The sequence below is a fragment of the Enterocloster bolteae genome (assembly GCF_002234575.2).
GTDB lineage: Bacteria > Bacillota > Clostridia > Lachnospirales > Lachnospiraceae > Enterocloster > Enterocloster bolteae.
Genome location: NZ_CP022464.2, coordinates 6,010,777 through 6,025,329 on the forward strand (window position 1 = coordinate 6,010,777; position 14,553 = coordinate 6,025,329).

General features: G+C 50.8%; 11 protein-coding genes. 2 read left to right on the plus strand and 9 right to left on the minus strand.

Annotated elements, in window-relative coordinates; translation table 11 throughout:
- The first annotated feature begins 157 nt into the window (after positions 1 to 157).
- A complete protein-coding gene (locus tag CGC65_RS27925) occupies positions 158 to 1,198 on the plus strand; it encodes a hypothetical protein (protein ID WP_002566869.1) in 1,041 nt (346 codons plus the stop codon).
- A 242-nt stretch (positions 1,199 to 1,440) separates the two neighbouring features.
- On the opposite strand, the gene CGC65_RS27930 is transcribed toward CGC65_RS27925, so the two are convergent.
- From CGC65_RS27930 to CGC65_RS27965, 8 genes are all read right to left on the minus strand, one after another.
- Complete coding sequence (locus CGC65_RS27930) at positions 1,441 to 2,385, minus strand: ROK family glucokinase (protein WP_002566870.1); 945 nt, start codon at positions 2,383 to 2,385, stop codon at positions 1,441 to 1,443.
- A gap of 34 nt (positions 2,386 to 2,419) precedes the next feature.
- Positions 2,420 to 3,709, minus strand: coding sequence for a DUF5711 family protein (locus tag CGC65_RS27935; protein ID WP_002566871.1), 1,290 nt, complete (start codon positions 3,707 to 3,709; stop codon positions 2,420 to 2,422).
- Positions 3,710 to 3,812: 103 nt separating this feature from the next.
- Positions 3,813 to 5,399: a LysM peptidoglycan-binding domain-containing protein gene (locus CGC65_RS27940; protein WP_002566872.1), complete on the minus strand. Its 1,587-nt coding sequence runs from the start codon at positions 5,397 to 5,399 to the stop codon at positions 3,813 to 3,815.
- Positions 5,400 to 5,458: 59 nt separating this feature from the next.
- Entirely contained in the window at positions 5,459 to 5,968 is a 510-nt protein-coding gene (gene yyaC, locus CGC65_RS27945) for a spore protease YyaC (protein WP_002566873.1), read from the minus strand.
- Positions 5,969 to 6,299: 331 nt separating this feature from the next.
- On the minus strand, positions 6,300 to 7,220 hold the full coding sequence (locus CGC65_RS27950) for a sugar phosphate nucleotidyltransferase (RefSeq protein ID WP_002566874.1): 921 nt from the start codon (positions 7,218 to 7,220) through the stop codon (positions 6,300 to 6,302).
- A 50-nt stretch (positions 7,221 to 7,270) separates the two neighbouring features.
- Positions 7,271 to 8,593 carry a M20 family metallopeptidase gene (locus CGC65_RS27955; protein ID WP_002566875.1) on the minus strand — a complete coding sequence of 441 codons (1,323 nt, stop codon included), beginning with the start codon at positions 8,591 to 8,593 and terminating at the stop codon, positions 7,271 to 7,273.
- Between the two features lie 32 nt (positions 8,594 to 8,625).
- Positions 8,626 to 9,669, minus strand: coding sequence for a ribonucleotide-diphosphate reductase subunit beta (locus CGC65_RS27960; protein WP_002566876.1), 1,044 nt, complete (start codon positions 9,667 to 9,669; stop codon positions 8,626 to 8,628).
- A 47-nt stretch (positions 9,670 to 9,716) separates the two neighbouring features.
- Complete coding sequence (locus CGC65_RS27965) at positions 9,717 to 11,963, minus strand: ribonucleoside-diphosphate reductase subunit alpha (RefSeq protein WP_002566877.1); 2,247 nt, start codon at positions 11,961 to 11,963, stop codon at positions 9,717 to 9,719.
- A gap of 390 nt (positions 11,964 to 12,353) precedes the next feature.
- Between CGC65_RS27965 and CGC65_RS27970 the strand changes: the two genes are divergently transcribed.
- Positions 12,354 to 13,217, plus strand: coding sequence for a YitT family protein (locus CGC65_RS27970; protein ID WP_002566878.1), 864 nt, complete (start codon positions 12,354 to 12,356; stop codon positions 13,215 to 13,217).
- A gap of 142 nt (positions 13,218 to 13,359) precedes the next feature.
- Here CGC65_RS27970 and CGC65_RS27975 read toward each other — a convergent pair whose 3' ends face one another.
- Entirely contained in the window at positions 13,360 to 14,547 is a 1,188-nt protein-coding gene (locus CGC65_RS27975) for an alginate O-acetyltransferase AlgX-related protein (RefSeq protein WP_002566879.1), read from the minus strand.
- Positions 14,548 to 14,553: the final 6 nt, after the last annotated feature.

Consider the following 14,553-nt stretch of genomic DNA (forward strand, 5'->3'; position numbering starts at 1 on the left):
CTGTAACACCGGATTTCAGGAGCTTATGGGAATGTTTCCCAGTATACAAATGTTTTATAATATCGTAAGATATTTACCAGGAAATTGTGATATAGTTATATTATGGTGAAATGTATAATTCATTCCAAAATGATTTAAAAAGAAAGGACAGGCAGACATGATTACATGGAAAAAAGTGGGCACCGCATTGTTAGTTGCTTCCCTTATTTCTTCCGTCCTGGCTCCTGCAGCCATGGCGGCAAGCAAGAAAAAGGTAGGCAAGATTTACCTCACCATTGACTCCGACATACGCACCGGACGTGATGGAGGAGATGTGGAGGTCACTGCTACCGGAGACAATACCGGTCTTTATTATGTAGACTCCTGGGAGGTCACCAATGATGATGGAGACACCTGGAGCAGTTCCAAACCGCCTCAGGTAGACATCATCCTGGGGGTGGAGGATGAGGAGGAATACTATTTTTCCAATACATCATCCAGCAACTTTAAGCTGACCTTAGGCTCCTCCAGCAAATACCGCTTTGATAAGATTAAATTCGTAAACGCTAAACGTCAGGACAGCAACGCCACTCTTATCCTTACGGTCCAGCTCGTATTTGACAAGGATGCGGATACCAGCGCAGCTGCTGCCCCCTCCAACCTTCAGTGGGATTCCGCCCACAATGGTAACGTTTCCTGGAACGAGGTTTCAAGCGCCAAATATTATCAGACCCAGCTGATTAAAAATGGAGCTGCCATAGGCGAAATCAAGGACATCTATAATACCTCCTATGATTTCAGGGAGCAGATTACGGCACCCGGCACCTATCAGTTCAAGGTCCGCTCCGTAAAGTCCAGCAACAGCGCCAAGAGCAGCTGGAACACATCCGGCTCATGGACAGTAAGCGAAGCAGATATCGCTGCCCTGGGCAATACTGTCTCGGACAATTCCCAGCCAGCGGCAGGCACCTGGCAGACAGCAGCGGACGGCCGCTGGTGGTACAGCAATGCAGACGGCTCCTATCCGGTTTCCAGCTGGCAGCAGATTAACGGCCAGTGGTACTATTTTGACGCAGAGGGATATATGGCCACAGGATGGATTGAACTGGACGGTAAGAGCTATTACCTGGATCCTTCCACCGGAGCCATGTATGCCAATACACGTACACCTGATAACTTCTGGGTTGATGCGTCCGGCGTATGGATTCCCGGAATGTAGCTGGATTCCCGGAATGTAGCTGGATTCCCGGAATGTAACTGACCGGGTATTTACAGGCAAAAGATACGTACCTCTTGGAAAAAGTTCATTTATCAGACAAATTATACAAACAAGGAGCAGGCACATTGAAACAAAGGTGCCTGCTCCTTATTAATTTGCTAAATGTGTGTATACCTTGATAAGCCCTTGCAGCTTTAGCCATACAGTACCGGCCCTACAATACCGGCCTTACAATACCAGCCCTACAGTACCAGCCTTGCGGCCCCGTATATGCCTGCGTCATTTCCCAGGGTGGCAAGTCCCAGCTTACCCTTGTACTCGGATATGGGGGTAAAATAATCATAATGCTTTTGGATAACATCGATCAGGAACTGTCCTGCCTTGGATACGCCTCCGCCTATAACGAAAATTTCCGGGTCAACAATCATGACCGCCATGGATAAGGCCAGTCCCAGGTAGCGTCCCACCACATCCATCACTTCATTGGCCAGCTCATCCCCTGCCTTGGCTGCGTCCAGCACATCCTTGGCCGTGACATCCGCGCCATATTCCCGCAGGGCAGATGGCTTATCGCTGGCTTCCATCTTCCTTCTGGCCTCCCTGGCTATGCCTGTGGCCGAACAAATCTGCTCCACACAGCCCACTCCTCCGCAGTTGCAGTGCTCCCATTCCTCATCTCTTACGTGAATGTGGCCAATTTCACCGCCCAGACCGTGACGACCGGCAATGATTTTCTCATCAATGATGACACCGCCACCCACACCGGTTCCCAGGGTAATCATGACCAAATCCTTATATCCCTTGCCTCCGCCCTGCCACATCTCTCCCAGGGCAGCCACGTTGGCGTCATTTCCGCTCTTTACAGTGACTCCGTCCAGCAGGCGGCTGAGTTCTTCCTGGGGATTCATCCGGCGCCATCCCAGGTTAACACATACCTCCACAAATCCATCCGGCATCACCGGTCCGGGGACTCCCAGCCCGATACCTACAAGGTCCGTCTTGAGACTCAGCCCTCTTTCCTCCATCCTGGCACGGATGGACCGGGCCACATCAGGAAGGATATGCGTTCCGCCTTCCTCCTTACGGGTCTTTACTTCCCACTTGTCCAAAAGCTCTCCCGTAATCTCAAAAAGTCCGATTTTTACCGAAGTTCCTCCGACATCTACTCCGATACATTTCATCCCCATGGTATCTATACTTCCTTTCACTTTTATTCCTGCATTACTGCAGCTTTATTTCCGTCATTTTCTGAGGTCCCATGACAAGAAGCGTTCCCGGGAACCTTCCTGCTGATACCTTGCTGACCGTAAAATCAAATGTTCCGTTATATTTCTCCGTACCTGTCATGTTGTAAACCTTGCAGGAACTGTCATTATACAAAAGAACCAAATCACCGTCAATATCAAATCCGGTATACTGGTAGTTAAAGGTCTTTTCAAAAACAGGGCTTCCTTCCCTGTCATAAATTCTCAGTTTGTAAGGATCGCCGCCTTCCACATTATCTGTAACAATGCCAACCTTATCCTGAGCATATGTAATGCTCCTTATATTCTCCTCTATGGGAATCTGGCTCACCAGCTCCGGCGATGTCTCCACTCTGGTTGAAAAGAACTGTATTCCCTTATCCGTAAATATGACGGAATGGCTTTCATCCAGAAACCTGACCCTGCCCGCCATGGCATCTCCCAGGTCCTTGGGAAAGAATATACCCACTACGCGGTTGGGATCATTTTTACCCAGTCCGAAATTATAAAATACAATCTTGCATTTTATCACACCCTGATCCAGATACATATAGGATGTGATGAGCTGCGTGCCATTTGGCGAAAGACTTAAGTCCACCGGATACCCATCCCCTGACAGCAGAGACTTTACCATGATGTCCAGAGGGCTTCCATCTCTTTTATATAAATAGATATAGCTGGCCTTGGAATCCTCCTGAAGGGCAGCCACCACGCCCTTGGCGGACACTGTAACCCTCAATATGGGCAGCAGCGTGGTGGCCTGGCCCTGGGTCCCGTTCTTATCGCATATGTAGATGCTGTTGCCCTGCTGGTCCCCAATGGCCACAAAATCGCCGTTGACCGATACCACGGGGGTTCTCATCTCATAGCTCTGCACCCATACCACCTTGCCCTTGGCGTCCAGATAGGTAGCTCCATCCTTGGTATATTTGAGGACTCCGTCCCCGAAATCCCTGTACCCGCAGAAGCTCCCTTCACCCTGGGCCGCGGCTTCCTGGGCTTCAGCCACCAGGTCCCGCTCCCATACTGTCTGGTAATCCGTAAAGGTATGATAACGTTCATAGCGGAACAGCACCAGGGCTGCTATGGCTGCCAGGGCAACAAGCACAGCCAGAATAATCAGGCGCTTCCTGACTACACGCTGGTGCGCCTTGTGAACGATTTCCCGGCTGTCCTCCTCTTCCTGGAAGGGACTGCCGGAAGGTACGATTTGACGCTTCAGCTGCTTTTTTTTATTTTCACGGCTCATAGAATTGGTACTGCCCATCCTGCGTTCTCCCAAAATTCGTCTTTTGCGTATATGCAATAGTATACAACAATTTTGGATAAAACGCATTATCTTTTTCCGCCAGAAGTTTCCAGGCATATACTTATGGAATCAAAAGCTTTTGACCTGCAAATATGCTGTTTTCATCTGTCAGGGAATTAACCCTGCAGATTTCATCTATATGCTGCAGATTATGATACAGCTTAAAGCAGATTCCGTACAATGTCTCCCCATCCGCCACGGTATACACCTTGTAGCTGGCAGAAGACACAGTCTGGTCATCAGCTTCCCCTCTTCCTCCGGTTGGCGGCAGAGTGGAATCATCGGCCGGAGCTTTTGTCTGGGCTGCCGCCTGGCTATTACCGGACTCCGTCTGTTCATTTTTCTTCTGGGCTGAATCAGTCTGGGACTCACCCTTGCCGGATGTCTGGCCATTTTCCTGGCCCGTCCCGCCCTTCTGGCTGCTGCTCTGACCTGATGCTGCTGACTGGCCGCTTCCCTGACCGGCCGCTGCTGTCTGACCGCTTCCCTGGCCCGATGCCGCAGTCTGGCCGCTTCCCTGGTCCGGTGCCGCTGTCTGACCGCTTCCCCGGTCCGATGCCGCCGTCTGGCCGCTTCCCTGGCCTGATGCCGCTGACTGGCCGCTTCCCTGATCCGCTGCCGCCGTCTGGCCGCTTCCCTGGCCTGTCCCGCCTGTCTGGCCGCTATTTGACGGTGCCAGTGTTTCCGGTGTCACCCTGGAAGGCTTTTCGTCTCCATTCTCCGGTGACGGGGCCGTAGTGGGATATACCTTTCCCGATGCCTCCTCAATCACATAATCAGGCTCGTCCGCAGCGGACCAGCCCTTTCCGGAAGGATTTTCTGTTCCGCCCTTACCTGTAAACGCCATCAGGCCGTCCTTTATATTTCCTTCCGGCACCACGGACGCAATCACACTTTCCATCTGGTGCAATTTCTGATAATTATTGAACATGGCCACGCCGCCTGCCAGTACCGTCACAGCCAGGACGCTGCACAGACCCGACAAAACTCCCACCGTGCTCCGGTGGCGTCCTGCCTCCACCCTTCGCTCGTCCATTTTCTGCTTAAAGTTCTGGATGACCTTATCATCCACTCCTGTTTCTGCCCTTGGCACATCCTTGCGCAGTATCATGTAATCCTGCATCATCTGATTGCGCTCATAATATATGCTGTATCCTCTCAACTTGTAAAATCCGTCAGAGGATGTTATGTAAACAGCTTCCTCGCCCTCCAGACCGCAGTTCAGATACATGAGCTGGTTCTTTCCCGTAAAATACTGACTGTGCTGCTTCCAATAAGTCAGAGGGCTTAAGGTACAGCCGGGTCCTGCGCAGAGAAACCATCCCTGGACCGTGCGTTTGGGAAACATCTGCTCCACATCCTGGTAGGCCTTTTTCCAGGCATCCTCGGTGAAGGCCACTTTTCCGCCTTCCTCGGTAACTGAATCCATTTCCAGGGCTCCATCCACAAAAACAAAGGGTATGTCCTCATGGGTCTCCCTGCTTCCCAAAAGCAGACCCACACGCAAATCAGCCCCCTTTGCCGGCTGGAGGCGTTTTAAATAAGTATTTACATAATCTTCCAGATATAATTTTAAAACCTGGTCCCTCTCACCTATCTGCCGGAAATTCTTCGGCAGCTTAGGGAAGGGTTCATATAATTCTCCCATAGAATCACCCCGCTGTTTTTAATCCAAACAAGCATAGCAGATTCCCGGCGCAGAATTTGTCATATTATGGCAGCATTTTCCCATAATCGTTCGACAAGAAAAATGCTTTCGCAAATACAGTCCGCCATTTTCATCACCATGGACAGGCGCACGCTCTGGAGCATGACCGGATCCCGGCTGCCCACTCCGCCTACGATTCCGGTTATGGCTATGTCACCCACGGCCTGCAGTTCCTTGGACACTCCCAGTCCCGGCTGAAGCGCTCCCCGCCCCAGGGTCGCGTATCCCACATGGTCCAGGCTTCCCACCGAAGCATCAATGGCAACCACCACATAGTCAGGATAGTGAAGCCGTATATACCTGGCGTACAAATCCAGATTCATGGCATGGACCGGCTTGTCAAGTGTTCCGATGACCGCGGCTCCCTTAAGCCGCCGGCTGCGGAGCATATGTCCCACCAGAGGGCCCAGGCTGTCTCCGGTAGACCGGTCTGTGCCGATACACAGGAACATGATTCCGTCCTTTCCCTTGGCTGCCATCTCCTCTCTGATAAGCCGGTCCAGGTGCATGGCAAAGCCCTCTGTTTCAAAACCTTCTGATGTATTATAATAAGATATGTCTTCCCGTTTTTGTACGTTAAATGTTTTCCATAATTTCATAGCTAAGTTGTCCACCCAAACATGTTATAATCATCGCCCGGCTTAAGTGGGCTGTTTTTATAGTATAGGCTTGGGTATTTGAAATTATGCATGAAAAAAGGACACACGGATTGACAGTATCCGCATGTCCCTGTCTGCCTGTCTGCCATATCATGGCCGGGCCAGAACCTTTGGGGCAGTTCCGGCCGGGCAGTTTTTTATTATATACTGCTTATGTCTTCAGTCCGTAGTATCCTCTTAATTAAAACAGCTTCTCCTTATATACCCCTGATTGGATCAGCCCTCTGATAGCGTCCGCCACGGCCTGTTTATCTTCCCTGTAGGTAACGCCAAACCATTTATCCGGGGTGTCAAGGACGGTCACTCTCGCCTTCTTATTCTGTACCAGATTGTCTATGATTTTAGGAAGAAGGTATTCTGATTTAATATCACCCTCTTTCAGATTGTCCAAAAATACCGGGAATCCCTTCTCCAGCTCCTGGACAAAGCTGGCCGGAAGCCCCCACATATTCATGGAAACCGGCTGGGACGGGCTGATGGTTACAGGCGCGCCGCTCTCATCCGTGGCATGGAGCCCATCTTCCTTCATCTGGATATTATAAGTCTCTGTCACGTTTGTCAGATAACCTTCCTCATCTACCTGGCACACGCCTCTGGTCACTGTACCGTTATCGCTGAGGGTGTTGGACAGCACAAAACCTCCCATGCAGATATCATAGAGCTCAGACTGTGAGTCCATATGCTCTGCCATGTAATCGTGAATCCTGCGAAATCCTTCCCGTCCGTAATAATCATCTGCATTAATCACAAGGAACGGTCCGTCTACCATACCCTTCACAGAAAGGACTGCCTGGCCTGTTCCCCATGGTTTGGTCCTCCCGGGCGTCACTTCATAACCGGCCGGAAGGTCCTCCAGTTCCTGGTATGCGTACTCCACCGGAAGGAGTTTCTCTATTCTGTGTCCTATGATTTCCTTAAAATCTTTTTCAAGATCTCTCCTGATAATGAATATTACCTTATTAAATCCCGCTTCCATGGCATCGTGGATTGAATAATCCATGATAATCTCGCCGTTGGGTCCCACGGGCTCCAGCTGCTTGATGCCGCCTCCAAAGCGGCTTCCGATACCGGCAGCCATGATTACCAATGCAGTATTTTTCATCCTTAGCTTCTCCTTTAATTTAAACTGGTTACACTATAGCACATTTGACTTTAAAAGGCAAAGGGAAAGAATGTCTCCTGCCGTGCCAGCTCAGTCAGAACACGCCTGCAGCGGCACACATCCTCATAGGGCACATACTCATTGGGCTTATGGGCCAGTTCCAGGCTGCCGGGACCATAAGACATGCAGTTGCAGTTGCCCAGGGTTCCTGCGATAACCGCCGTATCCGTATAGCCGTTAAAAGAACCGATAGGTGTGTCCTCTCCCGTCACACGGTCGCAGACAGACTTAAGGCTGGCCAGAAGCCGGGAACTGCTGTCCTTTTCCACATAAGGACGGTCACCCGTAATGAGGTAACTGCCCCTGACCCCTGCAATCTCAGCTTCTGCCGCCTTTACAGCTTCCTCTACTATATTCTTCGCTGCCGCTGTATCCGTAGGCGGCACCAGACGCATGTCAATCCATACCTTACAGGAATCCGGCACAACATAGGGACGGTATCCCCCTGTGATCTGCCCAAAGGTCACCGTAGACATGCCCAGATCCTCATGGGGCGGACAGCTGCCGATGGCCTTCCGAATATGGCTGACTGCCTCTGCCATGGCGGCAATGGCGTCAGCGCCCTTCCATGGATTACTGGCATGGGCTGTGATTCCCTGTATGGTCAGTTCAAACCAGGTCCGGCCCTTATGGGCTACCTGAATCTGGCCGTCCGTTGGTTCCGTATCCAGTATCCAGTCTTCCCTGTCTACCCAGCCGTCGCGGATAGCGCTTTCCACTCCCCGCATAAAATCTTCCTCATCCACGGTTCCTATGAATACAAAGGGACGCGCCGGAAGCTCCCCTGTGCTTCCGGTCAATTCCACCATATCTGAAAATGCAGACATGGCGCAGGCCAGGCCTGACTTCATGTCACAGGCACCTCTTCCGTACAGGCGGCCTTCCTTTACCACTGCTCCCAGGGCAGGAGTCTCTTCCTCCCATCCCTCCCCCAGCATCACCGTATCCATATGGCATATGTACACAAGGGCAGGCGCCGGAGCTTGTTCTTTTCCCGGTATGCGGGCCATAAGATTAAAACGGCCCGGCATCACTTCTCTTTGGACCAGTTCAATTTGGTTCTTAAGCGCTCCTGCCTTTTCCTCTATCTCTTTTGTAAACCATTCATATATCCACTGTTCAATTTGGCCCTCATAGGCTCCCGGATCAGAACTGTCAATCTGTACCAGCTGTCCTGCCAGCTCCCAGGTCCTGCGGTCCCCCTCTTCTGCTGTCACGTTATCGCTCCTCCTGTCAATCATATAATCGGATACCAGGCGTCTGCTCCTGCATCTGTTCCTGCGTCTGACACTGCATCTGACACTGCTTCCCATGCCGGTATCCCTGCCCCATTATACCCCCTTATCTATAAATCATCAACAATGGCAGCGCTTTTTGCATAAGCCGTGCTCTTTGCCTCAAAAAAGTCTGTTTTCACCATATTTGCATTGGAATACTGGTTCACCCATTTCATGGACTGCGGCTCCTCGTCATACCCCTCGTACAAGGTGCCGAAGCCCAGCCCGCTCCAGCGCAGGTTTCCCAGATACCGTATGTAGTCCGTAACCATTTCTCTGGTCAGACCCGGAACATCATCGCCAATCACATAGCATCCCCACTGGATTTCCTGAGCCACGCCCTCCTCCAGCATGGACCTGAGCATATCTACCATCTTAGGCGTGAATAACTGCGGTTCCTCTTTCCTGAGTTCGGCAATCATGCTGCGGAATAACCACAAATGGGTATTCTCATCCCGGTTGATATACCGGATTTCCTGGACGCTTCCGGGCATCTTGCCGCCCCTTCCCAGGTTATAAAAAAACATGAACCCGCTGTAAAAATAAATGCCCTCCAGGATATAGTTGGCCATGATGACCCTGAGAAGGGTCACATCATCCTTCTTCTCCTGGAATTCATTATACAGATTTCCTATAAATGTATTACGGCGCAGAAGGTGTTCATCCTCCTTCCACTGGTACAATATTCTGTCCCGCTCCACCGGACTGCAGATGGAATCCAGCATATAGCTGTAGCTCTGGCTGTGCACCGCCTCCTGAAATCCCTGTATGGTAAGGCACAGATTCACCTCATTGGCTGTGATATACTGGGCAATACAGGGCAGGTTTGCTGTCTGGATGGAATCTAAGAACACCAGAAAGCTCAGTATCTTATCATAGGCAGTGCGCTCCGCAGCCGTCAGGTTCTTATAATCCTTTAAATCCGCGCTGAGGTTGATTTCCTCCGGAATCCAGAAATTATTCATGGCCTGGCGGTACCAGCTGCTGGCCCAGGTGTATTTCATATTATTAAAGTCGTTGAGATTGGTGGTATTTCCGCCTATCATCCTCCGGCTGTTCTTATCCGTATCGCCCTGAGGGTTAAACAGGGGCTTGGCTGACAATATACTCATATCAAAAATCCTTTCTTACATGCCTTTCTATACCTTTCAACAGCAGCTTAACTGGAACAGCTCTCGCACTCCTCCACCTCCAAAGACTTGCTGCGCACATAGTAGAGGGTCTTTACGCCGCTCTCCCAGGCCAGTATATAGAGGTTCAGCAGCTGCCGCATGGTATAATCGTTAGTAATGTACAGATTCACGCTCTGGGCCTGGTCAATATGCCTCTGGCGCACGCCTGCGGCCCGCACCGTCCAGGTCTGATCCATGGTGTATCCGCTTTTATACAGCCAGAAGGTCCTGGGTGTCAGATCCGGGGCCACCCTGGGAAGGATGGCGTTCTTTTTCTCTTCCAGATAAAACCGCTTCATCACAGGATCCAGGCCTGCCGTTGTACCGGAGAGTATGCTGGTGCTGCTGGTAGGCGCCACAGCCAGGAGATAGGCATTGCGCATTCCGTGCTCTGCCACCTGTTCTGCCAGCTCTTTCCATTCCCTGCTCACAAGCCCCCGCTTCTCAAAGTATGCCCCTGTCTGCCATTCGCTTCCCTCAAAATACCGGTAGCATCCCTTCTCAGCCGCCAGATTGGCGCTGGCCCTGACAGCCGCGTAATGAATCCGCTCAAACACCTGGTCCGCAAAGACCAGATGTTCCTCGCTCTCCCACCGTATGCCGTGCTTTGCCAGCATATGATGGTAACCGCTGACTCCCAGACCGATTCCTCTGTAATTCTGATTGGTAATTCCGGCGTAGGCCAGGGGATAAAAATTCAGGTCAATTACATTATCCAATGCCCTCACAGCACTGGCGGCAATATACTCCACTTCATCCGGATCATCCACATCAATCGCCCCCAGACAGAGGCTGGCCAGATTACAGACAACAAAATCTCCCGGCCGTGTGGTCTGGACCACCGCGGTCTCCCCATTAACCTCCAGCACCTGAGTTGACACACTTTCTATAGGAGACATGTTCTGGGCAATCTCGGTGCACAGGTTGGAACAGTATATAATGCCCCGGTGGCTGTTGGGGTTGGCCCGGTTTACCGTATCCCGGTTAAAGATAAATGGTGTGCCTGTCTCCACCGCGGACTTGATAATCAGGCGTACCACATCCTTTAACAGCACAGTGCGCTTGGATATCCTGTCATCTCCCACGCAGTCCAGATACCGTTCCTCCCACAGCTCCCCATAGCAGTCCTCCAGGCAGTATCCCTTGACGGTCCGGATCTCATGAGGGCACATCAGATGCCAGTCCTGGTCCAGATTCTCCTCAGCCATCTTCCAGAATAAATCAGGAAAACACACGGCCGGGAAAATGTCGTGGGCCTTCATACGGTCATCCCCGTTATTAGTACGAAGCTGAAGAAACTCCGGCAGATCCTTGTGCCAGGCGTCCAGATAAACCGCGGCAGCGCCCTGGCGCATCCCCAGCTGGTCCACTGCCACAGCCGTATCGTTCACCAGCTTAATCCAGCGGATCACGCCTCCGGCAGCCCCCTCAAATCCCCGAATCCTGCTTCCCGTTGCTCTGACCTTTCCGAAATACAAGCCCATGCCCCCGCCAAATTTACTGACCTGTGCAAAGTTGTCCACGCTTCTGTAAATTCCTTCCAGGCTATCCGGCACAGTGTCAATAAAACAACTGGAAAGCTGATGGTACGGTTTCCTGGCATTGGACAGGGTTGGGGTGGCCATGGTAACCTGCATACGGCTGAGCATATCATAAAACCGGCGCACCCATTGCATCCTGCAATCCTTACTTTCCTTCATGGCCAGGTGCAGGGAAATGCCCAGATACATTTCCTGGGGCGTCTCTAACGGATGATGGCTGTGGTCCTGGATCACATACCGCTTAAGCAGCAAATCCAGTCCCGCATAGGTAAAGAGCTTATTTCTCTCATCATCAAGAAATCCTTCCGCCTCTTCTATCTCCTCCCGGCTGTAATGCTTCAGGATATAATCACCATATAACCCCTGTTCCGTCAGATATGAAATCTTTTCATACAGTCCCTTAATTCCCAGTCCCTTAAGCTGTTCCTCCACCTCACAGGCAAAACCGCAGTACCGCAGCCTGGCCGCTGCAAATTCCCACAGGGGTGTTTCCTTGGAAGTCAGTTCCGCCGCGGACCGAATCAGGGCTTCCATTCCCTCAGCCGGCCCCATTCCCGGCTTGCGGAAGGAGCGGTATCTCTCAAGCAGACGATCCAGTCCATATCCCTCCCCCTGAAAATCCCTTCCGATTTCTTCCAGACATTGTTCCAGCCCTTTATAGTCCAAATCTATCTCTACTTTCGTATCCGCCATGATGTCCTTTTGCTCTCCTTATCTCACCTTATCTCATTTTCTCCGGCTTCCTCTTACTTTTCTCCTGCCGGTTCCTGTCCTTATCTAATTCCTGACATCCAAGCATACCATTTCCAGATGTCACGCTCACCATTATAAACCATATATATAGTGGTTACAAGCTGTTTTTGCACCACATATACCCCAAATACTGTATTCTCCTTTATTCACAACACTTTCCCGGCTACAGTTATATACTTGTGGCTGTTTCAACAAAAAATGTGATTGCACTTGTAGTCGTTTCATCCTATTATATGGTTGGAACAACAATGAATACGTGGCATTCATGCCGCAAAGGGGGTAAACTTCCCGCATATCCGTCATCCGGATCAGGTAAGGGAAGCAGGGATTATGAGCGATATCAAAAGTCCATTTTGGCGCACTGCCGCCGAATATGGCATCATTACAGTAAGCATCTGGATTATGGTGGTTGGAATCTACTTTTTCAAGTTCCCCAATCATTTTGCATTCGGAGGCGTCACAGGCTTTTCCACTGTAGTAAGCGAAATCAGCCGTTGGTCTGCCAGTGATTTCACATTTATTGTGAACACCTCACTGCTGGTTTTAGGGTTCATTTTCCTGGGTAAGGGTTTTGGAATAAAGACCGTTTATGCAAGTATGGTCATGTCCATCAGCCTGTCCCTGCTGGAACGTGTCTGTCCTTTAAGCAGGCCGCTGACAACAGAGCCTTTGCTGGAGCTGCTGTTCGCCATCTTCCTGCCGGCAGTGGGCACAGCCATCCTCTTTAATCTGGGCGCTTCCAGCGGCGGTACAGATATCATCGCCATGATACTTAAGAAATATACCAGCCTTAACATAGGAACCGTTCTCATGCTGGTGGATGTGGCGGCCGTGGCCTCCTCATTCTTCATCTTCGGGCCTGAGACAGGACTGTTCTCCACCATCGGCCTGGCGGCCAAATCCCTGGTCATCGACGATGTGATTGAGAATCTGAATCTGTGCAAATGCTTTAATATTATCTGTGACGACCCGGATCCGATTTGCGACTATATCATCAACACGCTGCACCGCAGCGCCACGGTATACCATGCGCAGGGAGCCTTTACCCATCATGAAAAGACCGTAATCATGACCACCATGAAACGCAGCCAGGCATTAAAGCTGCGCAACTATATCCGCACCATTGAACCCACGGCCTTCATGCTGATATCCAACTCCAGCGAAATCATCGGAAAAGGATTTCTGGCCGGGTAGGCTTCGGCACAATTTTCCCGTGGAACAGCGTTTTTTACCATGTCTTATACAGCGATTAAAATCAAATCTAATATAAAACAGCGGCAGCGAAATCCGGTGAACACTCATCCGATTCGCTGCCGTATTTTTCATTCCGCCTGTTTCAGTCCGCAGTTGCCTCTTTCAGAATCCCATCCCCGCTTCCGATGGTACCCAGACGTTCCAGCAGTCCGAACATGTAATCCGTATACCGTTCCGCCACCTCAATCACCACTGCGTCCGGCTGAATCTCAAGGGCAGCCGCCCCGCAGTCCTCTGTCCGGTAATCCATCAGCGTCACATCCGGGTAGTTCCTGGCAAAGTACTCAGCCATGTGTACCCCGAAGGAGTCCCTGCAAATAAGGATTCTTTCTGCTTTTTCCTCTGCGTCTGAGGAGTAGTGGGTGATGGTCTCATGTTCATTCTGGTAATCCATTTCAAAGGACACATCCTCCCTGTAGCCTGACACTTTAAGGAATGGGTCATCGTCATAATACTTCTGAAGATTCAGCATGGTTGCCAGGTCCCCGCTGAAGGTTCCTCTGTTTTCAATATCATAAGAGCGGTATGACTCCGGTCCGAACGGCTCCCCGTCTATGTCCTGTATCACCATCTGGGATGCCATAAATGCCCCCATATCATTCCAATGAGTATCATACTTCCTGTATATCTGGCACCAGTCATCCTTGGCCTTTCTGAACTCATCCAGGGGGTAGTACACATCACAGTCCGTATTCTCTTTCAGATATTCGTACAGCAAATCCGCCTTGGACTGTTCCTGAACCACCTTCACGGATGAGGGCATAAACTCGCTGTATACCTGCTCCTTATTGGGAACCATATAGAAAACCAGCTTTATCCCTCTGGAGGCCAGATTTTCCTCCGCCTGCTTAAGCAGCGCCCCAAACCGTTCCATCTCATCAACACTGTAATGATTGGTTCCCTGGTAGTCCGCAATGCTGTCCTCCATTTCCCCTTTCAGCTTATAGAACATCCATCCGTCCTTTCCCATAAGAACGGCATCGGACGTGACTTCCCCAAACACATGAATGTCCGCCAATTTCCCAAAGGCCACAATGGGATTCTTAAAGGCCAGATGGTCATTAAAGTAGGCGTCATACTGCCCCGGATAGGATTTAAGGTCCGCTGCAGAAAGATTCCTGAAATTAAGAACCGGCTTTTCCTGGTAAACCCGGTTCTCGTAATTCTCCGTGTCCACATAATCCTTAAGAGGTATGAACAGGAGTCCGGGCAGTATCATCATCCCCAGGAACATGCCTGCAAATATATATGCTTTTATGCGTTGTCTCACCTGCTG

Bases quoted from the DNA above. Each gene is read 5' to 3' on its own strand.
- CGC65_RS27925 (WP_002566869.1), top strand. From the start codon at position 158: ATGATTACATGGAAAAAAGTGGGCACCGCATTGTTAGTTGCTTCCCTT.
- CGC65_RS27930 (WP_002566870.1), bottom strand. From the start codon at position 2,385: ATGGGGATGAAATGTATCGGAGTAGATGTCGGAGGAACTTCGGTAAAA.
- CGC65_RS27935 (WP_002566871.1), bottom strand. From the start codon at position 3,709: ATGGGCAGTACCAATTCTATGAGCCGTGAAAATAAAAAAAAGCAGCTG.
- CGC65_RS27940 (WP_002566872.1), bottom strand. From the start codon at position 5,399: ATGGGAGAATTATATGAACCCTTCCCTAAGCTGCCGAAGAATTTCCGG.
- yyaC (WP_002566873.1), bottom strand. From the start codon at position 5,968: ATGCACCTGGACCGGCTTATCAGAGAGGAGATGGCAGCCAAGGGAAAG.
- CGC65_RS27950 (WP_002566874.1), bottom strand. From the start codon at position 7,220: ATGAAAAATACTGCATTGGTAATCATGGCTGCCGGTATCGGAAGCCGC.
- CGC65_RS27955 (WP_002566875.1), bottom strand. From the start codon at position 8,593: ATGGGAAGCAGTGTCAGATGCAGTGTCAGACGCAGGAACAGATGCAGG.
- CGC65_RS27960 (WP_002566876.1), bottom strand. From the start codon at position 9,669: ATGAGTATATTGTCAGCCAAGCCCCTGTTTAACCCTCAGGGCGATACG.
- CGC65_RS27965 (WP_002566877.1), bottom strand. From the start codon at position 11,963: ATGGCGGATACGAAAGTAGAGATAGATTTGGACTATAAAGGGCTGGAA.
- CGC65_RS27970 (WP_002566878.1), top strand. From the start codon at position 12,354: ATGAGCGATATCAAAAGTCCATTTTGGCGCACTGCCGCCGAATATGGC.